Raw genomic sequence first — 26,673 nt, forward strand, 5'->3', positions numbered from 1 at the left:
TAGCGCAACCCTCAGGCGGCGGTTTGGCACGATCTGTTCATATCCAGCTGCGGTTGATACTGCTGCGTCTGGATATTGAACATACCTAAAAGCGTATGGAAAAGATTATCTTGCGACACCTTTGCATCGGCAGCTTGCTGACGCAAACAGGCCTCATTGATGTGATTCGCCGCCGCGTATCCCGGTGACATCCACATCAGCAGAGGAATGTGTGTTTGCTGCGAGGGCGCAAACATATAAGGCGCACCGTGCAGATACATCCCACGTTCGCCAAGCGATTCGCCGTGATCGGAGAGATAGACCAGCGCCACATTAAAGCGATCGCTCAGGCCTTTGAGCTTATCGATGGTGCGGCTCAGCATGGCGTCGGTATACAGCAGCGAGTTATCGTAGGTATTTACCAATGCCTGATGATCGCAATCCTGAATCTGTTTGCTGTCGCAGGTGGGCGTAAAACGGCGGAACTCAGCCGGATAACGCTGATAATAGGCTGGACCGTGGCTACCCATTTGATGCAGTACAATAATGCCGTCGTTGTGTAGGCTATCAACATAGTTATCAAGACGATGCAGCAAAACATCATCCTGGCAAAACCCATCGTGACAATATTGCGGCAGTTTCCACTGCGTCATATCGGTGTGCGGCACGCGGTCGCAGGCGCCTTTGCAACCACCATCGTTTTCGCGCCACAGCACGCTCACGCCGGCATGCGCCAGGATATCAAGCACGCCTTCCTGATGGTGCGCCAGATTTGCGTCGTAATGCACGCGAGGCATATTGGAGAACATGCAGGGCACCGATATGGCGGTTTCTGTGCCACAGGAAGTGGCGTTGGGATAGTAAATGACCTGCTGTTTTTTCAGCTCCGGATTGGTGTCACGCGCGTAGCCACCCAGCGAAAAATTCTCGGCGCGTGCGGTTTCACCCACCACTAACACCACCAGCGTTTTCTTGGTTGCTGCGAAGATTAATGGGCCTTTGTGGGCATCCTCGCCAATTTTTACCAATTCCTGACTACCTTGCAGATAGCGTTGATCGACATAGTGGCCAGTACCGCTAACCACGTTGGCCGGAGTAATCATCTTGATCAGGTTTTTATTGTTGCGAATCAGCGAGGCGTAATCTTTGTAAAACAGCGCCGCCATCAGCAATATGATTAATATTGCGCCCAGTGCGCCCGTCAGGCGTTGCAGCAGATTCCACCACCAGCGCGTGCCATTATTGATGCGCACGCCGCAAATCAGCACAACCGGCACCATTCCCATCAACAGCATCCAGAGTAGATAGCGACTGCTGATCAGCGCACCGGCTTCCTGCGGGTCGGATTCAAAGACGTTTTGAATCATATTGGTGTCGATCACCGTGCCAAAACTGTGCATGAAGTAATTGGCGGCGGCGCTAACCAATACCAGCGCAATTAGCAACGGTTTGCGCAGATAAGGCCAGGCGGCTAGCGAGAAGAGAAAATAGAAAGCCGAGGCGAGCACCAGCGGAATACTGGCGGCGAACAGATAATCGTGGACGTGATCGTAAGGGATCATTTCCCAGGCGCGCAGCAAGAAAAGGGCATTCAGGACTAATGCGAAAAACAGGGCGGCAATAAGATTAAATCCGTTGGTGCCGCACTGAAAGGTGATCGGGAATCTCATGAAAACTCAACGGTAAGAGGTAATGTGACAATCGTATGAAGACAAGATGAGGAAAACCTTAACGAAGATTAAACGTAAGCAATCCAAATCCTTTAAATGCTGGCATTTTGGTAAACAGGCGTAACGAAATGCCGCGATGGCTTGATTATGCGCAATGCCCGTATACTCTTTGCACAATGTCATTAAGCTGTTATCAATGTGATTTGAGATGTTAATTGCGGAGTGCATGTGGCCGAGCAACTAGAGTTCTTCCCCGTTCCTAGCCCGTGTCGTGGCATTTGCCAGAGTGACGCACGTGGCTATTGTCGTGGCTGTTTACGCAGCCGGGAAGAGCGCTTTAACTGGATGAAATTCAGCGATGCGCAAAAGCGTGATGTGCTGCGCTTGTGCCGGCAACGCTTTTTGCGTCTGCAGCGCCAGCAAAAAGTCGATGAAGATCATGATCCACAACAACCGGAACTGTTTTAAGAAAACGACGATTTGCCTTTCCGTTATACTCCCGCTTTCGTTATCTGGAATCGTGTTTAGGGGAGTTTAACCATGTTACAACCGCAGGCTATTGCACCGCAGGGACCGTCCTTTTCACCGCTGATTGCCGGTTACTGGCGTTTAATGGAGTGGGGCATGACGCCGCAGCAAGTGGTGCAGTTTATTGAGCACCATTTAGCGCTGGGCATCACCACCGTCGACCACGCCGATATCTACGGCGATTACCAGTGTGAAGCCGCCTTTGGTGCAGCACTGCGCCTCGCGCCGGGTTTGCGTGAAAAGCTGCAAATCGTCACTAAATGCGGCATTGCGACACGCGCCAAACCCGAACACCGCATTGGTCACTACATCACCGAAGCCAGCCACATTCTGCACAGCGCCGAAAATTCGCTGCGCCATTTCAATACCGATTACCTCGATTTGCTGCTGATTCATCGCCCGGATCCGTTGATGGACGCGGATGAAATTGCCGAAGCCTTTACGGCGTTGCATCAGAGCGGCAAAGTGCGCCATTTTGGCGTCTCTAACTTTACTGCGTCTCAGTTCACGCTGCTGCAATCGCGTTTGCCATTTAGTCTGGTCACTAATCAACTGGAAATCTCCCCGCTGGAGCAAACGTCGCTGCTGGATGGCTCGCTCGATCAGTGCCAGCAAAACCGCATCCGCCCAATGGCGTGGTCCTGCCTCGGTGGCGGCCGCGTGTTTAACGATCCGCACTATCAGCCGTTGCGTGATGAGCTGGAGCAGGTGAAGCAGGAGATTGGCGCCAGCAATATCGAGCAAGTGGTGTATGCATGGGTGATGAAGCTGCCAAGCCTTCCGCTGCCGATTATTGGATCAGGCAAAATTGAACGTGTGAAAGAAGCGGTTGGCGCCTGCCAGTTAACCCTCGATCGCCAGCAATGGTTCCGCATCCGCAAAGCCGCCATCGGCTACGATGTGCCCTAAAGCGTAAAGCTGCGTCAAATTACGGCAGCCTGGATGAAAGCAGTCCAGGCTTACAGGGAATCTAACCGTAAGGAGACGTTATGAAGAAAACCCTCATTGTTATGCTGGCTCTGGCCTGCGCCGCAGGCGCGCAGGCGGCGTCAGAAGAAGTCACGCTGCACGAAACCACCGCGCAGGGCATCGGAGCGGCAATCGGCAAAGTCACTATCAGCGAAACGCCGTACGGTGTGCAATTTACGCCAGCGTTAAGCGGCCTAAAGCCGGGCGTTCATGGTTTCCACGTGCATGCCAAAGGCAGCTGTGAACCGGGCGAATCGGACGGTAAAACGGTGGCGGCCGGTGCGGCGGGCGGACATCTCGACCCGCAAAAAACCGGCAAGCATCTTGGCCCGTACGCCGATGGTCACCTTGGCGACTTGCCTGCGCTGTTTGTAACCGAAGATGGCAAGGCGAATTATCCGGTGGTTGCGCCACGCATCAAATCCCTGAGTGAAATCAAAGGTAAAGCCTTGATGGTGCATGTGGGCGGCGATAATCATGCCGACCATCCGCAACCGCTCGGCGGCGGCGGGGCGCGTTTTGCCTGCGGTGTAATTTAACTTCGTGGGCGGCAGCAGCTTGTCGCCCTGATTTCCTTACTTTGAAAAAAATTGACCCATTTTCTTGCTACTCTCAGCGGTTTTTCCGTCCTATGATATTGATTCAGGAATAAAACCTTCAGGGGCAGGAATGAAACCGCGTGGGATGATGTTGTTATGTTTATTGCTGGTGGGATGCGATCAACCCAACGACACACAGCTGCGTTTAGATGCCAGTCGACAACTACAACGCACCATCGATACCAATCCACTGCGTGTTGAGTGTGAAAAAATTGCGCGCGGCCGTGAGTGGCTGACACAGCACACCCTTCATCGTCTTGAAGCCAAAGGCTGCGAAAACGTTCTGCGCAGCGCGACCGAAACTAACTTCACCCACAGCGAAACCTATCATCATGCGATGACGGTGGTATGCGGTGGCATTCAGGGTAAAAGTTTCACCGGCACCACCTTGTATCGACGTTTTATCTACTCTTCAGAAGAGAAGGCGCTGGTGATTGAACCGATGACCGATCAGGACAAAACCCGCTTCGAAGGACAGAAATCGCTGCAGCAGTTGCAGGATGATTTTAATCGCCAGACCACGCAATATTGTCAGTGATTAATCCGGCACCGCCTGCGCCAACTGGGCGAGTGAGCAGCGCAGGCGCCACAAAATACCCGCCAGCGTATTGGCTTCGCTCTCTGCTTGCTGCTGCAGCTGGTTAATCATGGTTTCCAGCTCATCCAGCGTGGCCTGCAACGCGGTGTGATGCACGCCACGCAGGCTCATAATCCGTTGTAGATCCTGCAGGCTGCTGTCGCGCATTTGCCCGAGCGTAGCCGACGTCGGCTGCCATTCGCGCAGCTGCCAGACAATGTGGGAACAGTTGAGTAGCACCACGCCCCAGCGCAGCAGCCAAACGCGCGCCTGCTCGTCACGACTGTTACTCAGCTGACTAATATGATGATAAATCTGCGATTCAAAGTGGCTTTCGCTCAGACGCGGCTGACGGCGTAGCTGATCGAGAAATGCATGGCGCAAGGCGCGAATATGCCGACGACTGCGGCGCGCATCGGAACTGGGACGTAGCACCTGAAACGCCAGCCACGCCAGCAGTACGCCGCACACCTTGGCGATATTGTCATTGAGGAAGCTTTGATAATCCCAGTCCGGTGGATTGGTGACGGCGATAAAGGATCCCATAAATACAATGAATTGCCCCCACATTCCCGCGCGTTTCTTCTGCTGCAGTTTGAACAACTGCAAGGTGAGTAACAGCGGGAACAGCACCAGCAAAAACTGCCACAGCGCGCTGATTTGCACCATCAAACCAAACTGCAGCACAAAACTAAACAGCGACAGCCACAGCAATGTTTTCAGTAATAGCGAGACGCTGCCGCTCGGCGAAGGCGCGGAAGAGTAAAGCACGCACGCGATGGCGGTGAGCGTCAGGGCGGCGGCACCGGAATCCCATTGCGTAGTGATCCAAAAGGCGCAGCCCAGCATGATGACGCTAAAAGTGCGCAGGGCGCTCCAGCCGGCTTCAGCACTGTCGCTTTCGCGCGCCAGCGATGGCGCATACGGTGGTTGAAAACGGGTATCGGCATCGGCGCGTTCAATCAGGCGAATCCAGCGATTGACGTTGAGATAGACCCAGCAGAAATAACGCAGGCGCTGAACGAAGGCGCGTTGGCGGTAATCACCGGTTGCTGATGGCGTGATGCCACGCAAAATCAGCGCCAAACGGTATTTGTCGCAGTGCGGCTGCGCCAATTCGTGCAGCAGTTTTGCCATGGCATCGTAAAGTTCAGGCGGCGCATCGGGCCAGTTCAGCAACATGCGGCGCAGACTGGAGAGCACGCTGGTCAGACGCAGCTGCTGATGCAGCACATAGTTCAGCACGTTGTTCTGACGGCGGAAGCGATAGTGGCTCCAGAACGCCTGAATGCGCAGCAGGTTCATGGTGAGAATCTGGCTAATGACATTTTCATGGGCGGTGCGCACGTTATCGGTGCTGCCTTGCTGCAGTAATAACACCGCATGATCCAGCAAACGCGCGTGCATCTGACGCAGTGAACTCATCAGTGCATTGCCATCCGAGGTGCTGGGCAGAATCATCATCATCAATCCGGCGCAAAGAATGCCGGAGATCACTTCGCAAACGCGCGCCTGGGCGATATCCCACAGCTGAGTGACATCGGTGATATTGACGCTGCTAAAGGCAATGATGGCGGCGGTATATCCCGCCAGCGAAAACGCGTAGGCCACGTTGTTTTGGTAGTGATTGGCGATCCAGGTGCAGAACGCCAGCCAACCGGCCATGAAAAAGGCAAACAGCCAGGGCTCGTTTAGCGTGTGTCCGGCAATCAGCAGCGCGGCGCTGGCACCGAGTAAACTGCCAACGATGCGCCCCAGACTTTTACTGATGGCACCGCCGACGGTGGGAAAACTCACCACCGCCGCCGATGTCATGGCCCAGTAGGGTTCATCGAGTTGCAGCGCATAAGCGATGGTCAAGGCGAGACACATCGCAATGCCATTACGCAGCGCGTAGCGCCACTCGCCCCAGCTTGCTTTTATCCACGGCAGATTTTGCCAGGCCAGCCACTGAAAATTCATCACAACCTCAGTGCGCGATCGAGATGGTGCAGGTGGTGCCCGCCACCAGCGGCACGCCTTCCGGCAACGCATCTAAGCGAATGCGCACCGGCACGCGCTGCGCCAGACGCACCCAGGGCACGTTAGGCTTGATATCCGGCACCAAACCGCCATCGCTGGCGACGCTTTGGTCGTAAATAGCGCGTCCGATACTCTCCACTTTGCCCTGCAAACGCGCACCGTTGCTGTACAACACAATCTGCGCCGCAGCGCCGGGTTGAATATGGCGCAGCTTAGTCTCTTCGAAATAACCCATCACGTAATAAGAGTGGCTGTCGACCAGCGCAAACAGCGGCGTACCGGCGCTGGCATAGTTGCCGGTACGAAGCGTCAGGTTGCTGATCCAGCCATCGGTGGGCGCGGTAATCGTAGTTTGATCGAGGTTCCAGCGTGCCTGATCGAGGCTGGCCTGCGCCGCTTTCGCCGTTGATGCGGCGGCATTGGCGGTTAAGCGCGCGGCGTCCATATCTTCCGCTGAAATGACGTTGCGCGGCAGGCTGGCGCGGCGATTGGCTTCGTGCTGTGCTTTTGCCAGATCGGCCTGCGCTTTGGCTAACTGCGCTTCGGCGTTGGACTGCGCAATTTGCCACGGCACCGGATCGAGCTTGAGCAGCACATCACCTTTATGCACGAACTGATTGTCACGCACCTCCAGGGCGATGATGCGCCCGGACACTTCCGGCGTGATATCCACCAGTTCGGCGCGCACTTTGCCATCACGCGTCCACGGCGATTGCATGTAGTAATTCCACATCCACCATCCGGCAAGCAGGGCCAGCGCAAAGATCACTAGGGTTGAAAAATACTTAAAAGGGTTGAATTTCATAGTGATTTATCCGAGGCTCAGTAACCACAATGCGCCAGCGACGCACAGTACAAACAGGGAAAGGTCCATTAAGGTGGGATGCCAGACATCGCCGGAGTAGATCCAGCCGCGTATCAGCGGGTGAATCAACAACCAGAAAAAGAATCCGAGTAACACCGCTTTAAACAGCGGCGGGAAAAACAGCGACGCACCGAACACCAGGTCGGTAAGCGGGGCGCTGGGGGAAAAAGCGGTTAGGGACACGTGTCATCATCCTTTTTGACCGGGAATCATCTAAATAGAGCGTAGACGGCAAGCGTATATGCAGGCCTGGTATTTGTAATTTGCCAGGTAAACTCGCAGAATAGTGTAAAATCTGGCTTAATAGCTAGCAAGCTAATTATAAGGAGATGCAATGGATACGCCCTTGGGAACCGATCTGTCTCGCCTGGTGCGCATTTGGCGCGCGTTAATCGATCAGCGTTTAAAACCGCTCGAGTTGACACAAACACACTGGGTGACGTTACACAACATTCATCAACTCCCGCCAGAGCAGTCTCAGATTCAGCTGGCAAAAGCCATCGGCATTGAGCAGCCTTCACTGGTGCGCACGCTGGATCAGCTGGAAGAGAAAGGCTTGATCACTCGCGCCACCTGCGCCAACGATCGCCGTGCCAAGCGCATCAAGCTGACCAAGCAAGCTGAGCCGATCATCGAGCAGGTTGAGAATGTGATTGATGCCACGCGTGATGACATTCTTTCCGGCATCAGCCTGGAAGAGATCAATCAGATGGTGACGCTGATTGCGCGGCTGGAAAAAAACATTCTCGAATTTCACAACCGCGAGAAATAAAAAAACCGACGCCAGGCGTCGGTTTTTTTTATCTCTACGCTTAACGTGGCGAAACGGTAACCTGGCTGCCGTTTGACGCCATCACGACGCGCTGGCCAACCGAGTAACGGGTGGCAGCTTGCTTCTGCACCACCATGATGGTGTTGCCATCATCCTTGCGGATTTCCAGCTCGACACCGTCAGATTTGTTAACCGCACCCTGCACGCCCTGACCGGCTACGCCACCGAGTACCGCGCCGCCTGCGGTTGCCAGACTGCGACCGCTGCCGCCGCCAATGGTGTTACCGAGGAAACCACCCAGCACCGCACCACCAATTGCGCCAATCACGTTGTTTTCATCGCCGCCCTGGATTTTCACCGGACGCACCGAAACCAGCGTGCCGTAGGAAACACTTTGTACTTGTTTAGCTTCGTTGGCGCTGTAAACGTCACCGGAAAGGGTGCTGTCGTTGGCACAACCTGCCAGAGTTAAGCCGGTCAACGCCACGGCTACAAAACGCTTAATCATCAGAACGCTCCTTAATGCAAAAAAACGCCATATTTCTCATCCTGTACTGCACAGAGTATAAGACAGAAAACTGGCAAATGACTCTAAGTCCGTATAATACGCGGCTGGGGCGAAGCATAGACCGTCTCCCATCAACAAAAATTCAATTACCTGCAGAAAATATTTCTGAGCTGGAACACAGTGCGCAGTGACGCTGAAAAGCGGAATTTTATCATAGAATTAGCCCCGGTAATTTGCCAGGCTTAAGCCAGATGATGTTAAGGGAGTGAACCGCTATGAAATCAGGACGCTATATTGGCGTGATGTCCGGCACCAGCCTTGATGGCGTGGACGTGGTACTGGCGGCCATTGATGGGCAAATGGTGGCGCAGCAGGCCAGCTATTGTCATCCCATCCCGCAGGAATTACGTCAGCAGGTGCTGGCCATTTGTCAGGGACAATCATTGACGCTATCGCAGCTCGGACAACTGGACACGCGGCTTGGCAAACTGTTCGCCGAGGCGGTATTGACCTTGATGCACCAGCAGTCGCTGGAAGCCAGCGACATTATGGCGATTGGCTGCCACGGACAAACGGTGTGGCATGAGCCGCAAAGTGATGCGCCGAATACGCTGCAAATTGGCGATAACAACCAGATTGCGGCGGCCACCGGCGTAACGGTGATCGGTGATTTTCGTCGCCGCGATATGGCGCTCGGCGGGCAGGGCGCGCCGCTGGTGCCGGCCTTCCATCAGGCGCTGTTAATGGACAGCGTCGAGCGCCGCATGGTGCTGAATATTGGCGGCATCGCCAATCTGTCGCTATTAATTCCCGGCCAGCCGGTGCGCGGTTTTGATACCGGACCGGGCAATATGCTGATCGATGCGTGGATTTGGCGCAATAAAGGTTTGCCATACGACAAAGATGCCGGCTGGGCGCGCAGCGGTCAGGTGGTTCCGGCGCTACTGGAGTTAATGCTAGGCGATCCGTGGTTTGCGCTGCCGCCGCCAAAAAGCACCGGACGCGAATATTTCAATCTCAGCTGGATTGAGCAGCAGTTGCAGCGTTTCCCGGCGCTGGCACCACAAGACGTGCAAGCCACGTTGACTGAGCTGACGGCGTTGACCATCGCGCAGCAGGTGCAGCTCAACGACGGTTGCGATCGCCTGTTGGTGTGCGGCGGAGGCAGCCGAAATCCGCTGCTGATGGCGCGCCTCGCCACGCATCTGTCGGGTACTGAAGTGGGTACCACCGACGAAGCAGGCATCAGCGGTGATGATATGGAAGCGCTGGCCTTTGCCTGGCTGGCGTTTCGCACATTAAATGGCTTACCGGGCAACCTGCCAGCGGTAACCGGCGCGCGGGAGATGAGTGTATTGGGCGCGATTTATCCGGCCAATCCCCGACCTATTCGTTAAGAGGTGAAGATGAAAAAAACAATTATGATGCTGAGTAGCGTGGCGATCTTGAGTGGCTGCGGCATGATGCATAAACAGGAAGAGACGCCACAACAGTTGCGCTACCAGTGCGGCACCCTGCCGCTGACGGTCACCCAGGATAATGCAAAGCAGCAGGTGAGCTTTATTCTGGATGGCAAGCCGCTGACGCTGGCACAAACGGTCTCGGCCTCCGGCGCGCGCTACAGTGACGGCACTTACGTCTTCTGGTCAAAAGGCAATGGCGCTTTTGTTGAACGTAATAACAAAATCGTGATTAATGATTGTGAATTGCAGAACGCGGATACCTCCGCTCAGTAAACGTTAGAGAAAGAGAAACAGCATGAGCGACAGTGACAGCTTGCAAAATATTGCCCATCTGCGTCGTGAATACACTCGCGGCGGGCTGCGACGTAAAGATCTGCCCGATAATCCCCTGGCACTGTTTGAGCAGTGGCTGCAGCAAGCCTGCACCGCTCAACTGCCGGATCCGACGGCGATGACGGTGGCTACCGTTGACAGCAGCGGCCAGCCTTATCAGCGCATCGTGCTGCTTAAGCACTACGACGAGCAAGGCATGGTGTTCTATACCAACCTCGGCAGCCGCAAGGCGCTGCAGCTGGCAGAAAATCCGCGTATTTCGCTACACTTCCCGTGGCATTTCCTGGAGCGTCAGGTGATGGTGCTGGGCGAAGTGGAAAAACTGTCGCCGCTCGAGGTGCTGAAGTACTTCAGCAGTCGCCCGCGTGATAGCCAGATTGGTGCGTGGGTGTCGAAGCAGTCGAGCCGCATTTCGGCGCGCGGCGTGCTGGAAGGCAAGTTCCTCGAACTTAAACAGAAATTCCAGCAGGGCGAAGTGCCGGTTCCGAGTTTTTGGGGCGGTTACCGCGTCAAATTCCACACCGTGGAGTTCTGGCAGGGCGGCGAACATCGCCTGCACGATCGCTTCCTCTACCAGCGTAATGACAATGGCTGGTCGATTGACCGTTTAGCCCCGTAAAACTGCGTTTTATCCCCTTTCAACGCTGGCGCAGTTGGCGTCAGCGCTTTATGCTATAGCCCTCTTTTTTTTCGTCTCCGCACGTCGGCGGAAAGCTGTGTACCAGCCTAGGTGCAGTCTGATCAATTTGGAGTCAGTGATGACCAGCAGTAACCTGATACAACAATTGCAAGAAAGGGGCTTAGTCGCCCAGGTAACGGATGAAGAAGCGTTAGCAGAGCGACTGGCGCAAGGGCCAATTGCACTCTATTGCGGCTTCGATCCTACCGCTGATAGCTTGCATTTGGGCCATCTGGTGCCGCTGCTCTGCCTGAAACGTTTTCAGGATGCCGGACACAAGCCGGTCGCGCTGGTGGGTGGTGCCACCGGTCTGATTGGCGATCCCAGCTTTAAAGCAGCAGAACGTAAACTTAACACCGCTGAAACCGTTGGCGAGTGGGTCGACAAGATCCGCAACCAAGTCGCGCCTTTCCTCAGCTTCGATTGCGGCGACAACAGCGCGATTGCCGCGAACAACTACGACTGGTTTGGCGGCATGAACGTGCTGACCTTCCTGCGCGATATCGGTAAGCACTTCTCAGTCAACCAGATGATCAACCGCGAAGCGGTGAAACAGCGTCTGAACCGTGAAGATCAGGGCATCTCCTACACCGAGTTCTCTTACAACCTGTTGCAGGGTTATGACTTTGCTGAGCTGAACAAGCGTCACGATGTGGTGCTGCAGATTGGCGGTTCCGATCAGTGGGGCAACATTACTTCTGGTATCGACCTGACGCGTCGTCTGCATCAGCAGCAGGCGTGGGGATTGACCGTACCGCTGATCACCAAATCTGACGGCACCAAATTCGGTAAAACCGAAGGTGGCGCGGTGTGGCTGGATGCGAAGAAAACCAGTCCGTACAAGTTCTACCAGTTCTGGATCAACACCGCAGATGCAGACGTGTATCGCTTCCTGAAGTTCTTCACCTTCATGAGTATTGAAGAGATCAATGCGCTGGAAGAAGAGGACAAAAACAGCGGCAAAGCGCCACGCGCGCAGTACGTGCTGGCTGAGCAGGTCACGCGTCTGGTGCACGGCGAAAGCGGCTTAACGGCGGCAAAACGCATCACTGAGAGCCTGTTCTCTGGCAGTTTGAGTGCGATGACCGAAGCCGACTTCGAGCAGCTGGCGCAGGACGGCATGCCAACCATCACGCTGACGGCAGAAGACGATCTGCAGCAGGCGCTGGTGGCGGCTGAGTTGGTGCCATCACGCGGCCAGGCGCGCACCATGATCGGTTCTAACGCGGTCTCGCTGAATGGCGAAAAACAGTCAGATGCGGAGTACCGTTTCAGCGACAGCGATAAACTGTTTGGACGTTTCACGTTGTTGCGTCGCGGTAAAAAACATTACTGCCTGATTAACTGGCAGTAAGCGTTCAGGGCCGGCTTCCGGCCCTTTTTTATGGCAAGACAGCAGTACAGGGCAAAATGAAAAATATTCTCGCAATTCAATCTCACGTTGTTTACGGACACGCCGGTAACAGCGCTGCCGAATTCCCGATGCGCCGCATGGGCGCAAACGTTTGGCCGCTGAATACCGTGCAATTTTCTAATCACACCCAGTATGGTCACTGGACCGGCACTGTGATGCCCGCCACGCATTTGACCGACATCGTTAAAGGCATTGCGGCAGTTGATCGCCTGAAGACCTGTGATGCGGTGCTGAGTGGCTATTTAGGATCGGCGGAGCAGGGCGAACAGATTCTGGAGATCGTGCGTCTGGTGAAAGAAGCCAACCCGAACGCATGGTTCTTCTGCGATCCGGTGATGGGCCATCCGGAAAAAGGCTGCATTGTGGCGCCGGGCGTGGCGGAGTTTCACTGCAAAATGGCGTTGCCCGCCAGCGACATCATCGCGCCGAACCTGCTGGAGCTGGAGATGCTCAGCGGGCATGAAGTGGCCAACGTGGAGCAAGCGGTGGTTGCGGCACGAGAACTGATTAGCAAAGGCCCGAAAGTGGTGCTGGTGAAACATCTGGCACGCGCCGGACGCCGCAGCGACCGCTTTGAGATGCTGCTGGTGACCGCCGATGAGTGCTGGCACATCAGCCGTCCGCTGGTGGACTTTGGCGTGCGTCAGCCGGTTGGCGTGGGCGATCTCACCAGCGGCCTGCTGCTGGTCGATCTGCTGCACGGTAAGTCGCTGCAGGATGCGCTGGAGCACATCACTGCGGCGGTGTATGAAGTGATGCTGAAAACCCACGAAATGGGCGAGTACGAGTTGCAGCTGGTGGCCGCGCAGGATGCGATTGCCAAACCGACGCAGCATTTCGCGGCAGAAAAGCTGTAAATTCCCGGAGGGTGCGCATTTATGCGCACCTGTAATTGAGGTCGCCATTAATGGCGACCCTACGTTATGGGGTGTGCGCATTAATAGCGAATAGCGATCCGTGGAAGAATGACGTCGAATTAAACCAAACCTTCCGCCTTCAACGCCGCCTGCACCGCCGGGCGCTCCGCAACCCGGCTAAACCAGGCTTCCAGCGCATCCAGTCCCGCTAAATCTAGCTTGATGGCTTTAGCCCAGCGCGTCACCACAAACAGATACACATCGGCAACGGTAAAACGCAATCCCAGCAGCCACTGTTTATCCTGCAACGCCTCATTCACCTGTTGGTACTTCTTCTCCAGTTGCGCACGCGCAATGGCTTTGTACTCTTCTGGCGTATCAGGACGGAACAGCGGGCTAAAACCCTTGTGCAGTTCGCTGCTGACATAACTCAGCCATTCCAGCGTGTGATAGCGCGTCAGGCTGCCGGTCGGGGCCAGCAGGTTGCGATCCGGCTTGAGATCCGCCAGATACTGCACAATCGCCACGCCTTCGGTCAGGATGCTGCCATCATCAAACTGCAGCGCCGGCACTTGTCCTTTCGGGTTAATCTGCCAGTAATCTTCTCCTTGCTCGGTCACTTTCTTCTGCAGGTCCACGTTCACCTGGGTAAAGTCCAGTCCGCATTCGAGCGCGACAATATGCGGTGATAGCGAACAGGCACCGGGCTTACAATAGAGTTTCATCATGGCTTCTCCTTGAGTGTTGTGGTGATCGAAGCAGCATAAGTCTGCCAGGGATTTTTGCCAGTGACAGCGATCAGGAATTGCGGTCACCGTTCAGGTTTATTCAGCAAAGCATGGCAGTAATGGCAGCTTTTCGAGCGCGAAATCCCAAAATTGCCGCACTTTAGGCGTCATATTCTTCACGCGCTGGGTGACTAACTGTACCGGCAACGGTGCCGGCTCCCATTCAGGCAGTAAACGCAGCAGTTTTCCGCTGTGGATATCGTCGAGAACCTGATACGACAGCAGCCGTCCAATGCCGTGTGCGCTGCGCAGCGCTTCCAGCTGGCTCTCCACATCATTAACCCGCAGACGCGGCGTGATGCGCACGCGCAGATCCTGGGCGAAGCGCCACTCGCGCGTATGGCGCAGGCTCGTCACTAGCGCATGTTGAGTCAGTTCAGTGGGATGAAGAGGCGTGCCAGCCTGTTGCAGATAGTCGGGGCAGGCAACCAGCGTTGAACGCACCGTGCCAACCTGACGCGCCACCATCGAAGAGTCCTGCAGTTCGCCAATGCGCAGCGCGATATCAAGACCGTTTTCGATCAGGTCCTGATAGGTGTCGCTGAGCACCACTTCAATCTGCATCTCCGCATGCTGTTGCAGGAAGGCATTCACCAAGGGCATAACGTGGCGACGACCAAACTGCACCGGCGCTGTTAAACGCAGCAAGCCATGCAGGCCGCTGTGGTGAGCGCTGTCGATGGCGCGCTGATAATCGCTCAACACCCGTTGCGCCTGCTCAAACAGCTGCCAGCCGGCTTCGGTGGGTGCCAATTGGCGCGTGGTGCGTTCAATCAGGGTGGTGGCGAGACGGGCTTCGAGGGTATTAAGAGTGCGAGTGATCACCGGTGGCGATCGCTGCAATAAACGCGCGGCGCCAGCCAAACTGCCTTGCTGGATAACCGCGACAAACACCTCAAGCTCATCAAACCTGTCCATGCTTCTTCCACTCTGATTTACAGTGAGCCGACATCATGAAGTTAAGTGAGCGAAAAGCGAAGTGTGAGCAGCAGAAATCGTTAAAGCAAATGTGAATAGCAGGCAGAAAAAAGCCGGGACAAGCCCGGCTTTCTCATTACTGATTGGCGCTAGCGCGTTTCAGTTCAGTTTGACTGTCATCCTGCGTCATGCGGTTCAGCAATGGCGCGGTGATCAACATCAGCAGGGCAATCACGCCGGTAGCAATACCAATCTGCTGGAACACATGGCTGTAAACTGCCAGCGAAGTATGCGGATCGGTCACATCACTCGGCACTGCCATCAGGTTGGCGACTTTACCCGCAATCATTGCTGCACCTGCGGTGGTCAGGAACCAGGAACCCATAATGAAGCCCATCAGACGCTGTGGCACCAGCTGTGCCACCATCGCCAGACCCAGACCGGAAATCATCAGCTCACCGATGCTCTGCAGCGCATAGCTGAGGATCAGCCAGTTCACCGAAACGATACCGGCTTCGTTGGCAAATTTGGCACCAAACGGCAGCACCAGGAAGGCCGCTGAACACAGCACCATACCGAAGGCGAATTTGTGTGGCATCGGCATTTTATCGCCGAGCTTGTTATACACCGCCGCCAGGATCGGGCTTGCCAGCATAATCCAGAACGGGTTCAGCGCCTGGAACTGCTCTGGCTCAAAGGTGATGCCGAGAATGGCATGCTCAACGTTACGAATAGCGAAGAAGTTGAGTGAGGTCGGCATCTGCATATAGAGCACGAAGAACACAATCGCTTCTACCATCAGCAGGAAGGCCACGATCATCTTACGACGTGCCGCACCTTTCAACGCGAAAGCTTCTTTGGCGAAGATCACCACGATACCTGCGGCGATGACGCCCAGCGTCATGCGTGCGATGCTCTGGTGATGCAGCAGCCAAGCCGCCAGCGCAATCAGCGCTACCACGCCAACCAGCGTCATCAGCAGTTTACCCATCTGCAGCGGGGCAAAATCCGGCTTGGAGCCGTAGTTTTTCACCACACGCTGGAAGAACAGGAAGTTCAGCAGCGTAATGACCAGACCGACAACCGACAGCGAGAACGCCGCGCCCCAGCCATATTTCGCAGCCAGCCACGGCGTCAGCATCATCGAGAACAGCGAACCGATGTTGATCGACATGTAGAACATGGTGAAGGCACCGTCGAGGCGCGCGTCATCTTTCTCATAGCAGGTCGACAGCAGGGAAGACGGGTTAGCTTTAAACAAGCCGCTACCCACCGCGATGGTCGCCATACCGATGTACACCATTGAGGTGTCATGACCGGAGAAGGCAATCAGCGCATAACCCAGCGCCAGTACCATCACGCCGAGTACGATAACGCGTTTGGTACCCAGCACTTTATCGCCGAGCCAGCCGCCGATGGCGACTAAACCATAAACCAGCGCGCTAAACGAGGTGAACAGCGTAATGGAGTCCGCTTCGGACATGCCCAGCTGTTTAACCAGGTAAACCGCCATGATGGCTTGCAGACCGTAGTAACCAAAACGTTCCCACAGTTCGATGGAGAAGATCAGATAAAACGCTTTCGGTTGCTTAAAAGCGTTGAGGCTTGGCGCCCCGTCAGTGTGTTTGTTTGCAGTTGACACGTGTACCTCAGTTTTAACATAGCCTGTTTTGCGACAGGAATTAAGTCTGCGTCGGGCTGGGTAATCCCGCGCAACATTGTTATTAGAAAGGAAAAACGGCGACTAATTTGGCTGAATCAGTCCAACAGGGCAAGCATTTTCTACACGCTGAAATACTTGCAATAGGTAGGGGTAATGCCGTTATACAAAGTTGTAAATCAGTGTTAAATCTCGCTGCGTGGCATTGTATCAGGATAAACAGGTGAAATGCAGATCTGGAAGATCATTTTCCTGATATAAACTGCTCAGAGAGACATTGTTGGAATATAACGCTAAAGTTCATAAATTATACAGAGATTATTATTGCTGTTGTGCAGAATATAAGCACAACAGCTTGATTGGTGAGCGTAATAAGCAGTCAAAAGATTCCAGAACGCTAATTAGTTGATCCTGCGCACAAAACCGTGAATTAATTAGCAAGGTAAAAGAAGAAAACGTTTGCGTAGCTGATATCTGACGAATATTAGCGCGATTGTGTCCATTATTTGCCAGATAAACAGGTCGCCATAAGCGCAATGCGTAGAAACGAAAGGCGCAAAAAACGGCATTTAAGGCGTTTAGACAGCGCGTTAACTTTGCTGTAACCTCCTTTTTTCCCTGAAAGGACGTAGTCATGATGAAGTCGATTCGTGTTGCCCTGATTGGCGATTACCGTGCTGATGCCGTTGCGCATCAAGCCATTCCTCCCGCCGTACAACTCGCTGCAAAAACCCTTTCCCTTAACGTTAGCGCCGGCTGGATTGCCACTCTCGAGCTCGACCAGCACAACCTCAATGATTACCAGGCGATTTGGCTGGTACCGGGCAGTCCTTATCTCAATGACGCGGGCGTGTTTGCCACTCTTCGCTGGGCGCGGGAAAGCGGTAAGCCATTTTTAGGTTCGTGTGGCGGATTCCAGTACGCCATCGTGGAGTACGCGCGCAATGTGCTGGGCTGGGAAGATGCGGCGCATGCGGAAACCGATCCCAGCGGTCGTTGGGTGATTGCGCCGCTGGCCTGTTCACTGGTGGAACAGCGCGGAAGCGTCACCTTCCAGCCGGGTTCACGTATTGCAAAGGCTTACGGCGCATTGCAGAGCGATGAGGGTTACCACTGCAACTTTGGCGTCAACCCTGAGTTCAGCGAAGCGCTAGCGACACAGAATCTGCAGATCACTTCCTGGGATTTGGACGGCGACGTGCGCGGCATTGAATTGACCGATCACCCGTTCTTTGTGGCTACCTTGTTCCAGTCCGAACGTGCAGCGTTACAAAACCGGCTTTCGCCGCTGGTAGTCGCGTGGCTGCAGGCCGCCGCAGTTTAAATACGTAGGGTCGCCATTCATGGCGACCGCTTTCAACTGATTTGCAACAACGGCTTACGCTCCCGCCCCGATTGGTGATAGCACTGAATAGCATCCCGCCAGTTCGCCAGCGGGAAAATCTCCACCTCGCCACACTCACTGGCACGCAACAGCGGCCAGAGCTCACTGAACAACCGTTGCCAATCCTGATGCGCTAAATCCTCCAGCGTATGCCGAACGTGGAACCAGTGCAGCGCCGGACGTGGCGCATTAACTCGCACCGGCTTGCCGCTCAGCACGCCATAAGCAATGAATTCAGCGTCGGGAGATAATGATTGCCAAATCAACTGGCCGATTTCGCCGCCCACGGCATCAAATACCAGATCGCACTGCTGCGCTGCAGCAGCAATTTCGGCCCGCTGCGTTTCAGCCAGCGCAACGATGCTCAATTGCTGCAAGCGTGCGCCATGCTGCGGCGCACGATGAATCGCGGCGATGCTGCTCGCGCCCATCTGTCGCGCCCACTGCGCCAGTAACAGGGCACAAGCGGAACCGCCTGCGGTGATCAACACGCGTTTACCGGCTGGCGACCACTGTTTGAGCATCAGCAAGGCCGCCAGTGGATTGATATAAGCGCGCGCCGCCAGCGTAGTGCTGATGTCGGGCGGAACCGGCACCGCAATCAGCGGATCGCAATCGACATAACGTTGCCAGGTGCCCGCGCCTCGCAGCGGCAGCACGCGCTGACCGAGCAAATGGCTAAACGCAGGCGGAGCAGCCATCACCGTACCGACGCCCTCATAGCCAGCGATGACCGGCGGCGAGACGCGATGGCGATAGGCGCCGGTAATCGGAATCAGATCGGAAGCATTAATAGGAGCAAACTGCATCGCCACGCGCAGCAGGCCAGCCGTGCAGGGCGCTAAAGTAGAGGATTCGAGCGTAAGTACGCTGGCAGGATCGCCAAACTGCCGATAAGCGAGGGCGAGATTGCTTATCGGCAGCGACTCAGAGTTCGGTTTTGGCGTCGAATTCACACAAATCTTCGATCAGACAGGATCCGCAGCGCGGTTTGCGCGCCACGCAGGTATAGCGACCGTGCAGAATCAGCCAGTGATGGCAATCGACTTTAAACGCCGCCGGCACCACTTTCAGCAGTTTGTCTTCCACTTCTTCTACATTCTTACCCGGCGCGAAGCGGGTGCGATTGCTGACGCGGAAAATATGCGTATCGACAGCAATCGTCGGCCAGCCAAAAGCGGTATTAAGCACCACGTTGGCGGTTTTGCGCCCGACGCCCGGCAGCGCTTCCAGTGCCGCACGATCTTCCGGCACTTCGCCGCTGTGCTGTTCCAACAGAATGCGGCAGGTCTTGATGACATTCTCCGCCTTGCTGTTAAACAGCCCGATGGTTTTGATGTACTCCTTCACGCCATCCACGCCGAGCGCCAGAATGGTTGCTGGCGTATTCGCCACCGGATAGAGCTTCGCGGTGGCTTTGTTGACGCTAACGTCGGTGGCTTGCGCGGAGAGTAACACCGCAATCAGCAGCTCAAACGGCGAGCTGAAATTCAGTTCTGTGGTTGGATGCGGATTCTCATCACGCAGGCGCGTCAGGATTTGCGCGCGTTTCTCTTTATTCACACCGCTTTCCCGGTTGCGCCTTGCGGCTCGGCTTCAGGCGCCGCCGCACGTGTGGCCGCACGCTGTTTCATCTTCTGATCGATCAGGTATTTCGCCGCCAGCAGCATGCCGAGGCCGATAAAGGCGCCCGGTGGCAGCATCGCCAGCAGCATGGGGGAATCAAAATGCACCACTTCAATACGCAGCGCTTTGGCCCACGGCCCCAGCAACTGATCCGCACCGTTAAACAGTGTGCCGCTGCCAATCAGTTCACGAATCGAACCCAGCGTCACCATCGCGCAGGTTGCGCCCATACCGATGGCAAAACCATCCAGCGCGGAGAGCGGAATGCTGCTCTTCGAGGCGACCGCTTCGGCGCGACCCACCACGATGCAGTTGGTGACGATCAGCGGGATAAAGATGCCGAGCGACTGATACAAACCATATGCGTAGGCGTTGATCAGCATCTGCACGCAGCTCACCACCGAGGCGATGATCATCACGTAAATCGGGATACGGATTTCAGCCGGCACCCAACGACGTGAAGCAGAAATTGCGCTGTTGGTGATGGTCAGCACCAGCGTGGTCGCCAGGCCTAAGCCGAGGGCATTCGTGGCGGTTGAGGTGACCGCCAGCAGCGGACACAGGCCGAGCAGCTGCACCAGCGCGGAGTTATTTTTCCACAGGCCGCCGACCAGTAAATTCTTGGCTTCACTCATTTGCATCTCCACATTCAGGCAGCGAAGATAACTTCGCTGGCAGTGTTTCAATCAGCAGCGCGGTGCGCTTAGTGGCATTTACCACCGCACGTGGCGTAATGGTTGCGCCGGTAAATTGGTCGAATTCACCGCCGTCTTTTTTCACTGCAAAATTTTTGTCATCAGCGCCGTGGATCACTTTGCCATTGAAGCTGTTGATCCAGTCTGAAATACGCAGTTCGATTTTATCGCCAAGGCCCGGCGTTTCATGATGCTCAACCACGCGCACGCCCAGCACTTTGCCGTGGAAATCGGCCCCGACCAACATCTGAATCGCCCCAGAATAGCCGTCTGGCGCGGTGGTCTCAAGCGCCGCCGCAACTGGCTGATCGCCTTTACGCGCTAAATAGAGATGATGCGGTTTACCATTGCCCAGCGCCACCGCATCGGTCACCAGATAACACTCTTGCTGGATGTGATTGTCGTACAGATCGGTCGGCACCACCTGATCTAACAGATTTTTCTGTTGCAGTGCGGTCTGATGCTCCACCGTCGGTTTGGTGACATAGTTAACCACCGCCGTCACGCCGGTAGTGATCACCGCAAACGCCGCCAGCGTCACCGCATTTTTACGAATAGCTTCGATCATCTTCAGTCCTTGCGATGGCCGTAAACGCGCGGCTGGGTGTAGTAATCAATCAGCGGCACACAAATATTGGCCAGCAATACCGCGAAGGCGACGCCGTCTGGATAGCCGCCAAAGCTGCGAATCAGCCACACCAGCAAACCAATCAGCGCACCGTAAATCAGGCGTCCGCGATTGGTGGTCGATGCCGTTACCGGATCGGTGGCAATAAAGAACGCGCCAAGCATGGTGGCACCGGAGAACAGGTGAATCAGCGGTGAGTTAAGCGACTCCGGCGAGAACAGCCAGCCCAGCGTGGCGCAGAATGCCAGCGAGACGAGGAAACTGACCGGAATGTGCCAGCGGATGGCATTTTTCGCCAGCAGCAGCGCGCCGCCCAGCAGATAACCGAGGTTAATCCACTGCCAGCCGAGACCGGCTAACACGCCGCTGTAAATCGGCTGCGCCAGCAACTGATCGGCGGAGTGTCCGGCACGCAGACCGGTTTTAAAGGTATCGAGCGGCGTTGCCTGGCTGACGCCATCAACGCCGAGTTGCAGCTGCTGCATGGTTTCACCGGCCAGCGTGTGATGGGTGAAGATCATGCTGAGCGAATCCAGCAGGCCAGGTTTGATCGCCTGCAAACTATCGGGCGGCAGCCAGCTGGTCATCTGCACTGGGAAAGAGATCAGCAGCACCACGTAACCCACCATCGCCGGGTTAAACGGGTTTTGCCCCAAACCGCCGTACAGCTGTTTGGCGATGACGATGGCGAAAATGGTACCCAATACCACCAACCACCACGGCGCAAGCGGCGGCAGGCTAATGCCGAGCAACAAGGCGGTGAGCAGGGCGGAGTTATCGGATAACGTCGGAACCACCGGCGTTTTGCGCAGGCGCAGAATCGCCCCTTCGGTGGCCCACGCGGTGGCGGTTGCCAGCAAAACCTGAATTAAAAAACCCACGCCAAAGAAATACCATTGTGCTGCCATGCCCGGCAGCGCGGCCAACACCACCAGCAGCATGATATTGCCGGTGCTGCGGCGGTTGTGGGTATAGGGAGAACTTGCGATACGAAAAGCCATTTAATCCTCAGTCGTAGAAGGCTGCTGCTGCGCTTTACGCGCTTTGGCACGGGCGACCGCAGCGGCAATTGCCGCTTTGCGTGGGTCGGCGGAGTCAGGAGAGGCAGCAGCCTCCACTTCAGGAGATGTGGCTTCAGTCTGCTGCGCAGCCGCCGCAGCGGCTTTTTTGGCTTTAGCGCGCGCTATTGCCGCTTCAACGGCAGCTTTGCGCGGATCGACTTCAGCAGCAGGAGCGTCAGCTGGCGGCTCGACTGGCGCTGGTTCAGCAGGTTGTGCGGCAGCGGCGGCTTTCTTCGCTTTCGCGCGGGCAATCGCTGCTTCAACGGCAGCTTTGCGTGGATCGATTTCAGCAGCAGGCGCGTCAGCTGGCGGCTCGGCAGGTGCAGGTTCAGCGGCAGCGGCGGCTTTCTTCGCTTTCGCACGAGCAATCGCCGCTTCAACGGCAGCTTTGCGCGGATCGACTTCAGCTACCGGTTCAGCGGCAGGCGCTACCTCAGCCGCAGGTGCGCCGGCTTTCTTCGCCTTCGCACGCGCAATTGCCGCTTCCACCGCCGCTTTACGCGGATCGCCAGACTGGCGACTCAGCGCCTGAGTTTCAGCTTGCTTCTCGGCCTGCTGCGCTAAGGCTTGCGCGTGACGCGCTTCGCGCTCTGCAGCATCCTGCTCCGGCGTTTTTTCCTGACGCGCTTTCACACGTGCCACGGCAGCGTCCCGTTCACCCTGGTCGCTGCGCGCCACGCGCTGTTTGGCGTTTTCATGACGCGCTTCACGCGCCTGTTTTTCGCGCTCCAGACGTGCCAGACGCGCTTCAAAACGCGCTTTCGCTTCGGCGGTGCGTTTCGCTTCGAGGTCGATGGCGCGCAGTTCAGCCTTCTCCTGGCGATAATATTGCACCAGCGGAATGTTACTTGGGCAAACGTAAGCGCAGGCACCACACTCAATGCAGTCATCAATATTGTGCGCGCGCGCTTTTTCGTGATCGCCACCCTGGCTGTACCAGAACAGCTGCTGCGGCAGCAGCTTGGCCGGACAAGCATCAGCGCAGGCGCTGCAGCGGATACAGGATTGTTCTTCCTGATCGTTGCCCATTTCGCTGGCGGACGGCGCCAGAATACAGTTGGAGATTTTCACCAGCGGCACGTTGAGCGACGGCAGGGTAAAGCCCATCAGCGGACCGCCCATGATCACCATCTGGCGCGATCCCGGCGTAAAACCGGCATGCTGCAGCAGGTGACTCACCGGCGTACCGAGACGTCCCCAGACATTGCGTGGGCGCGCCAGCGCTTCGCCGGTCAGCGTCACCACGCGTTCGGTGATTGGTTCGCCGTCAACGATGGCGCGTTTTACCGCCCATGCAGTGCCGACGTTCTGCATCAACACACCGATATCGGTGGAGCGTCCGCCGTGTGGCACTTCGAGACCGGTAAGAATCTGCGTCAGCTGCTTCGCGCCGCCAGAAGGATACTTGGTGGGGATGACGCGAATCTGCAATTCACGATCGCCACCCAATGCCTGCTTCAGCGCAGCAATGGCTTCAGGTTTGTTATCTTCAACGCCGATCAGCACGCGTTCCGCCTGCAACACCCACGCCAGAATGCGGCAGCCTTCCAGCACTTCGGCGGCACAATCCTGCATTAAACGGTCATCGGCGGTGATGTAAGGCTCGCACTCGGCGGCGTTGATGATCAGGGTTTTGACGCCGCGCAGGCCGCCGCGCAGTTTGGTGGCGGTCGGGAAGCCCGCGCCGCCTAAACCGGCAATGCCGGCATCGTGAATGCGTTTTACGGCCTCTTCACGCGACAGGGCGCGGTAATCGGGCTGCGGATCGAGTGTCGTCCAGCGATCTTCGCCGTCGGCACGCAGGAAAATGCACAGCTCTGAGAGGCCAGAAGGGTGCGCCGTCATGTGTGGCGCAATCTCTTCGATAGTGCCGGATGTCGGAGCGTGTACCGGCAGCATGCGTCCGCCGCCAAAGGTCAGCGGCTGACCGCGTAACACTTTGTCGCCGGGCGCCACGCAAATCTCGCCTTCATGGCCGATATGCTGTTTTAACGGAATGATAAAGCGCTCAGGCAGCGGTAACTGACTCAGCGGCGTGCCGTTGGACTGTGTTTTCATTTCCGGCGGATGAATGCCGCCCTGAAAATCCCACAGCTTCTCTTTGCGGAACAGGTTGAACAAATTAAGCATGGGTTGTTTCTACCGGGATCACCCGTACAGGAATGGTGTCGAGATTCCACTTCCAGTTGGCCGTGGTGGTGGCAACCGGGCGCATCTCAATGCAGTCGGTCGGGCAAGGCGCAACGCAGAGATCGCAGCCGGTGCAGACGTCGCTCAGCACGGTGTGCATGGCGCGCGTGGCACCGACGATGGCGTCCACCGGGCAAGCCTGAATACATTTGGTGCAGCCGATGCAGTTCTCTTCATCGATCCACGCCACGGTACGTATCGGCTCCAGCACTTCTGCGCCGCCGTCGAGCGGTTGCGGTTCAACGTTGAGCAGCGCGGCCAGTTTGAGCATGGTCTGCTCGCCGCCAGGCGCGCATTTATTGATGGCTTCGCCGTTATTACCTACCGCATCGGCATACGGACGACAGCCGGGATAGCCGCACTGCCCACACTGGCTCTGCGGTAAAATCTCATCGATCTGTTCAACAATCGGATCTTCTTCCACCTCGAAGCGACGCGAGGCGTAACCGAGCAGGGCACCAAACACCAGGCCCAAAGCAGCAAGCGCGACAATCGCAATCCAAATCGCGGTCATTAGAATTTCACCAGCCCGGTGAAGCCCATAAAGGCCAGCGCCATCAAACCAGCGGTGATCAGCGCAATCGAGTTGCCTTTAAACGGTGCAGGAACATTCGCCAGCACCAGACGCTCGCGCATACCCGCAAACAGCACCATCACCAGCGAGAAGCCAAGTGACGCGCTGAAGCCGTACAGCGCCGCTTGCAGGAAGGTGTGATTCAAATTAACGCTTAAGAGTGGCACGCCCAGCACCGCACAGTTGGTGGTGATCAGCGGCAAAAAGATACCCAGCAGGCGATAAAGTGATGGACTGGTTTTGCGCACCACCATTTCGGTGAACTGCACGACAACAGCAATCACCAGGATGTAGGCGAGGGTACGCAGGTAAACCAGATCGAGCGGCACCAGAATCAGGTGGTTCACCAGCCAGGCGCAGATCGCCGCCAGCGTGATCACGAAAGTGGTGGCAAGTCCCATGCCGATGGCCGTTTCCAGTTTTTTTGACACGCCCATAAAGGGACAAAGGCCGAGGAATTTGACCAACACGAAGTTGTTCACCAGCACTGTGCCAATAAAGAGAAGTAAGTAATCGGTCATTTTTTAACCTGGGAAGCCGAAAGGCGTCTATTATCCGGAATTGAGAGGTGCATCTCAACCTTCACCGGGTTTGTGTGGTCGTTGAGAGCACTCAGAATTAAATTGCTGACGAAACTCACATCATTATGGCTGGATAAACGTCTGTTTAACGCGTTGAGAGCGTTTGAAATAGGGCACAAACACCGCCGCAGCCAACAGCGACAGCAGCAACGTCTGAATCGCCTTGCCGTCGGCAACGGGCGTGAAGGCAAAGGTTTTTAACGCCAGCAAAATCGTCATCAACAGCCACAGAATGTAGTGGCGCGGTAAGCGACGCGAACGTTTACAGAAAATCCAGCACACCCACATGCTGTAAAGCCAAACCACTGCGGCGGTCAGCAGTGAGATCGACCATTGCGTGAGCAAAATGCCGCCGTCTGAAAACAGCGTAGTACGCAATTCGGGATTGAACAGCGGGCTCAAATACATCGCCACTACCAGCGCGCTGGTCAGCATGGTCATGATCAGCCACGCCAGCGGCAGCAATAACCAGCCAGCGATACGCGGCGGGAACACCTGTTCGGTCATCGGGAAGATCCTGTTTGCAGAAAAGAGGGCGATGCAGAGCGTATCATGTCCAAACGGGGCACGCCCGACCTGGACAACGCAAGAGCGCAGATAAAGAGGGGATAAATCAATTAGATCACGTAACGCCAGACGGTTTTAGGCACGCGGCCCATGTCGAACAGACGTCCGCCAGAGACCAGTTCAGCACGTCGATGGTCGGCAGCGCGATACATATTGATGATCTCATTATCATCAGTCAGCGAATAATTAAGATGGTCGTAGAGTTTTTCCAGACTATCGAGATTATTCACTTTGCGGAATTTCAGCAGGTAATCTAACGCAGTCATGATTGCCATTTAAATATAAAGTACTCGGAAGTGCCCAAGTATAGGGAGCACGCAGCGAGAGTCCATACGCGACTTGTAAAAAAATACAAAATTCAGACAACATGCGCTAATTCGCTCATGAAACGACACTTTTTTGCCTTTTAAACGTTTTAAACGCGTATTTGAAAAGCGATTTAAGGCAAATTCAGGCCGGTAATTAGCGGGTATGTGAGAAAATCTCACACTAATTAATCCATACTGGTTAGCCATTATTTATCCGTCTCTATAATAGTTATTTCCGATCGTGCTGCTGACGAATCCGCTAATTATTCGCGACTGGTCGGCAAATTTATGCACACGCCATGAAACCAGCACTCACAATCTGTGCGAGCAGTCACAAAACCAATAATTGATTGTCCGGACAGTCAATAACCATTCTTTACGTACCCGCTGTAATCGTTTCCAGTAGTGAGAAACATAACCGATTCTGTTTATTACATTTATTTAACCACCTGCGCAAT

At 55.5% G+C, this 26,673-nt stretch carries 29 protein-coding genes; 11 read left to right on the forward strand and 18 right to left on the reverse strand.

Annotation, left to right across the window (positions count from 1 at the left end):
• Positions 1–11: 11 nt before the first annotated feature.
• Entirely contained in the window at positions 12–1,649 is a 1,638-nt protein-coding gene (eptA, locus tag NR302_RS08645) for a phosphoethanolamine transferase EptA (protein WP_258144997.1), read from the reverse strand.
• 228 nt (positions 1,650–1,877) lie between these two features.
• On the opposite strand from eptA, the gene NR302_RS08650 reads away from it, so the two are divergent.
• The 4 genes from NR302_RS08650 to NR302_RS08665 all read left to right on the forward strand — a co-directional run bounded on the left by NR302_RS08650 (position 1,878) and on the right by NR302_RS08665 (position 4,283).
• Positions 1,878–2,117, forward strand: coding sequence for a DUF1289 domain-containing protein (locus NR302_RS08650; protein WP_008110296.1), 240 nt, complete (start codon positions 1,878–1,880; stop codon positions 2,115–2,117).
• 72 nt (positions 2,118–2,189) lie between these two features.
• Complete coding sequence (locus NR302_RS08655; protein ID WP_258144998.1) at positions 2,190–3,086, forward strand: aldo/keto reductase family oxidoreductase; 897 nt, start codon at positions 2,190–2,192, stop codon at positions 3,084–3,086.
• 80 nt (positions 3,087–3,166) lie between these two features.
• The gene (gene sodC / locus NR302_RS08660; protein WP_258144999.1) at positions 3,167–3,685 is read left to right on the forward strand and encodes a superoxide dismutase [Cu-Zn] SodC; all 519 of its coding nucleotides are present in this window, start codon (positions 3,167–3,169) and stop codon (positions 3,683–3,685) included.
• Between the two features lie 130 nt (positions 3,686–3,815).
• The gene (locus NR302_RS08665; protein ID WP_258145000.1) at positions 3,816–4,283 is read left to right on the forward strand and encodes a hypothetical protein; all 468 of its coding nucleotides are present in this window, start codon (positions 3,816–3,818) and stop codon (positions 4,281–4,283) included.
• On the opposite strand, the gene NR302_RS08670 is transcribed toward NR302_RS08665, so the two are convergent.
• Genes NR302_RS08670 through NR302_RS08680 form a run of 3 tightly spaced genes read right to left on the reverse strand, consistent with a single transcriptional unit; the run spans position 4,284 to position 7,392 of the window.
• Positions 4,284–6,284 carry an FUSC family protein gene (locus NR302_RS08670; protein ID WP_258145001.1) on the reverse strand — a complete coding sequence of 667 codons (2,001 nt, stop codon included), beginning with the start codon at positions 6,282–6,284 and terminating at the stop codon, positions 4,284–4,286. It abuts the gene before it with no gap.
• A gap of 7 nt (positions 6,285–6,291) precedes the next feature.
• Positions 6,292–7,149, reverse strand: coding sequence for an HlyD family secretion protein (locus NR302_RS08675; RefSeq protein WP_258145002.1), 858 nt, complete (start codon positions 7,147–7,149; stop codon positions 6,292–6,294).
• 6 nt (positions 7,150–7,155) lie between these two features.
• Positions 7,156–7,392, reverse strand: coding sequence for a DUF1656 domain-containing protein (locus tag NR302_RS08680; protein ID WP_008110284.1), 237 nt, complete (start codon positions 7,390–7,392; stop codon positions 7,156–7,158).
• A gap of 151 nt (positions 7,393–7,543) precedes the next feature.
• Between NR302_RS08680 and slyA the strand changes: the two genes are divergently transcribed.
• Positions 7,544–7,981 (forward strand): transcriptional regulator SlyA, encoded by a 438-nt coding sequence (slyA, locus tag NR302_RS08685; protein WP_007892783.1) that lies wholly within the window; start codon positions 7,544–7,546, stop codon positions 7,979–7,981.
• A 40-nt stretch (positions 7,982–8,021) separates the two neighbouring features.
• Here the strand turns inward: slyA and slyB are convergent, their stop codons facing one another.
• The gene (gene slyB / locus NR302_RS08690; protein ID WP_007892784.1) at positions 8,022–8,489 is read right to left on the reverse strand and encodes an outer membrane lipoprotein SlyB; all 468 of its coding nucleotides are present in this window, start codon (positions 8,487–8,489) and stop codon (positions 8,022–8,024) included.
• Between the two features lie 275 nt (positions 8,490–8,764).
• Here slyB and anmK point away from each other — a divergent pair, with 275 nt between their 5' ends.
• From anmK to pdxY, 5 genes are all read left to right on the forward strand, one after another.
• Complete coding sequence (anmK, locus tag NR302_RS08695; RefSeq protein WP_258145003.1) at positions 8,765–9,886, forward strand: anhydro-N-acetylmuramic acid kinase; 1,122 nt, start codon at positions 8,765–8,767, stop codon at positions 9,884–9,886.
• A gap of 9 nt (positions 9,887–9,895) precedes the next feature.
• Positions 9,896–10,225 carry an MliC family protein gene (locus NR302_RS08700; protein ID WP_179451100.1) on the forward strand — a complete coding sequence of 110 codons (330 nt, stop codon included), beginning with the start codon at positions 9,896–9,898 and terminating at the stop codon, positions 10,223–10,225.
• 22 nt (positions 10,226–10,247) lie between these two features.
• Entirely contained in the window at positions 10,248–10,904 is a 657-nt protein-coding gene (gene pdxH / locus NR302_RS08705; protein ID WP_258145004.1) for a pyridoxamine 5'-phosphate oxidase, read from the forward strand.
• Positions 10,905–11,043: 139 nt separating this feature from the next.
• Entirely contained in the window at positions 11,044–12,318 is a 1,275-nt protein-coding gene (gene tyrS, locus NR302_RS08710) for a tyrosine--tRNA ligase (protein ID WP_154194163.1), read from the forward strand.
• A gap of 56 nt (positions 12,319–12,374) precedes the next feature.
• Positions 12,375–13,235: a pyridoxal kinase PdxY gene (gene pdxY / locus NR302_RS08715; RefSeq protein WP_008110272.1), complete on the forward strand. Its 861-nt coding sequence runs from the start codon at positions 12,375–12,377 to the stop codon at positions 13,233–13,235.
• A gap of 119 nt (positions 13,236–13,354) precedes the next feature.
• On the opposite strand, the gene gstA is transcribed toward pdxY, so the two are convergent.
• The 3 genes from gstA to dtpA all read right to left on the reverse strand — a co-directional run bounded on the left by gstA (position 13,355) and on the right by dtpA (position 16,583).
• Positions 13,355–13,960 carry a glutathione transferase GstA gene (gstA, locus tag NR302_RS08720; RefSeq protein ID WP_179451782.1) on the reverse strand — a complete coding sequence of 202 codons (606 nt, stop codon included), beginning with the start codon at positions 13,958–13,960 and terminating at the stop codon, positions 13,355–13,357.
• 99 nt (positions 13,961–14,059) lie between these two features.
• A complete protein-coding gene (locus NR302_RS08725) occupies positions 14,060–14,941 on the reverse strand; it encodes a LysR family transcriptional regulator (protein WP_258145005.1) in 882 nt (293 codons plus the stop codon).
• Between the two features lie 136 nt (positions 14,942–15,077).
• Positions 15,078–16,583 carry a dipeptide/tripeptide permease DtpA gene (gene dtpA, locus NR302_RS08730; protein ID WP_008110266.1) on the reverse strand — a complete coding sequence of 502 codons (1,506 nt, stop codon included), beginning with the start codon at positions 16,581–16,583 and terminating at the stop codon, positions 15,078–15,080.
• Positions 16,584–17,235: 652 nt separating this feature from the next.
• Here dtpA and NR302_RS08735 point away from each other — a divergent pair.
• Positions 17,236–17,925 (forward strand): CTP synthase, encoded by a 690-nt coding sequence (locus NR302_RS08735; RefSeq protein ID WP_258145006.1) that lies wholly within the window; start codon positions 17,236–17,238, stop codon positions 17,923–17,925.
• Between the two features lie 32 nt (positions 17,926–17,957).
• Here NR302_RS08735 and NR302_RS08740 read toward each other — a convergent pair whose 3' ends face one another.
• The 10 genes from NR302_RS08740 to ydgT form a co-directional block, all read right to left on the reverse strand.
• Positions 17,958–18,794: a zinc-dependent alcohol dehydrogenase family protein gene (locus tag NR302_RS08740; protein WP_258145174.1), complete on the reverse strand. Its 837-nt coding sequence runs from the start codon at positions 18,792–18,794 to the stop codon at positions 17,958–17,960.
• Positions 18,795–18,912: 118 nt separating this feature from the next.
• Entirely contained in the window at positions 18,913–19,548 is a 636-nt protein-coding gene (gene nth / locus NR302_RS08745) for an endonuclease III (protein ID WP_256696349.1), read from the reverse strand.
• Positions 19,545–20,246, reverse strand: coding sequence for an electron transport complex subunit E (locus NR302_RS08750; RefSeq protein ID WP_008110261.1), 702 nt, complete (start codon positions 20,244–20,246; stop codon positions 19,545–19,547). Before NR302_RS08750 ends, nth begins: the two co-directional genes overlap by 4 nt.
• A complete protein-coding gene (gene rsxG, locus NR302_RS08755) occupies positions 20,239–20,874 on the reverse strand; it encodes an electron transport complex subunit RsxG (protein ID WP_008110260.1) in 636 nt (211 codons plus the stop codon). Before rsxG ends, NR302_RS08750 begins: the two co-directional genes overlap by 8 nt.
• A gap of 2 nt (positions 20,875–20,876) precedes the next feature.
• Positions 20,877–21,935, reverse strand: coding sequence for an electron transport complex subunit RsxD (rsxD, locus tag NR302_RS08760; RefSeq protein ID WP_258145007.1), 1,059 nt, complete (start codon positions 21,933–21,935; stop codon positions 20,877–20,879).
• Positions 21,936–24,125 carry an electron transport complex subunit RsxC gene (gene rsxC, locus NR302_RS08765; RefSeq protein ID WP_258145008.1) on the reverse strand — a complete coding sequence of 730 codons (2,190 nt, stop codon included), beginning with the start codon at positions 24,123–24,125 and terminating at the stop codon, positions 21,936–21,938.
• The gene (gene rsxB / locus NR302_RS08770; RefSeq protein ID WP_008110257.1) at positions 24,118–24,699 is read right to left on the reverse strand and encodes an electron transport complex subunit RsxB; all 582 of its coding nucleotides are present in this window, start codon (positions 24,697–24,699) and stop codon (positions 24,118–24,120) included. Before rsxB ends, rsxC begins: the two co-directional genes overlap by 8 nt.
• On the reverse strand, positions 24,699–25,280 hold the full coding sequence (gene rsxA, locus NR302_RS08775; RefSeq protein WP_008110256.1) for an electron transport complex subunit RsxA: 582 nt from the start codon (positions 25,278–25,280) through the stop codon (positions 24,699–24,701). Before rsxA ends, rsxB begins: the two co-directional genes overlap by 1 nt.
• 123 nt (positions 25,281–25,403) lie before the next feature.
• Positions 25,404–25,847, reverse strand: a complete 444-nt coding sequence (locus NR302_RS08780; protein WP_258145009.1) for a DUF2569 domain-containing protein — start codon at positions 25,845–25,847, stop codon at positions 25,404–25,406.
• A 110-nt stretch (positions 25,848–25,957) separates the two neighbouring features.
• Positions 25,958–26,173 (reverse strand): transcription modulator YdgT, encoded by a 216-nt coding sequence (gene ydgT / locus NR302_RS08785; RefSeq protein ID WP_036650139.1) that lies wholly within the window; start codon positions 26,171–26,173, stop codon positions 25,958–25,960.
• Between the last annotated feature and the right edge of the window lie 500 nt (positions 26,174–26,673).

The organism is Pantoea sp. SOD02 (assembly GCF_024707505.1).
GTDB classification, from domain to species: domain Bacteria; phylum Pseudomonadota; class Gammaproteobacteria; order Enterobacterales; family Enterobacteriaceae; genus Pantoea; species Pantoea symbiotica.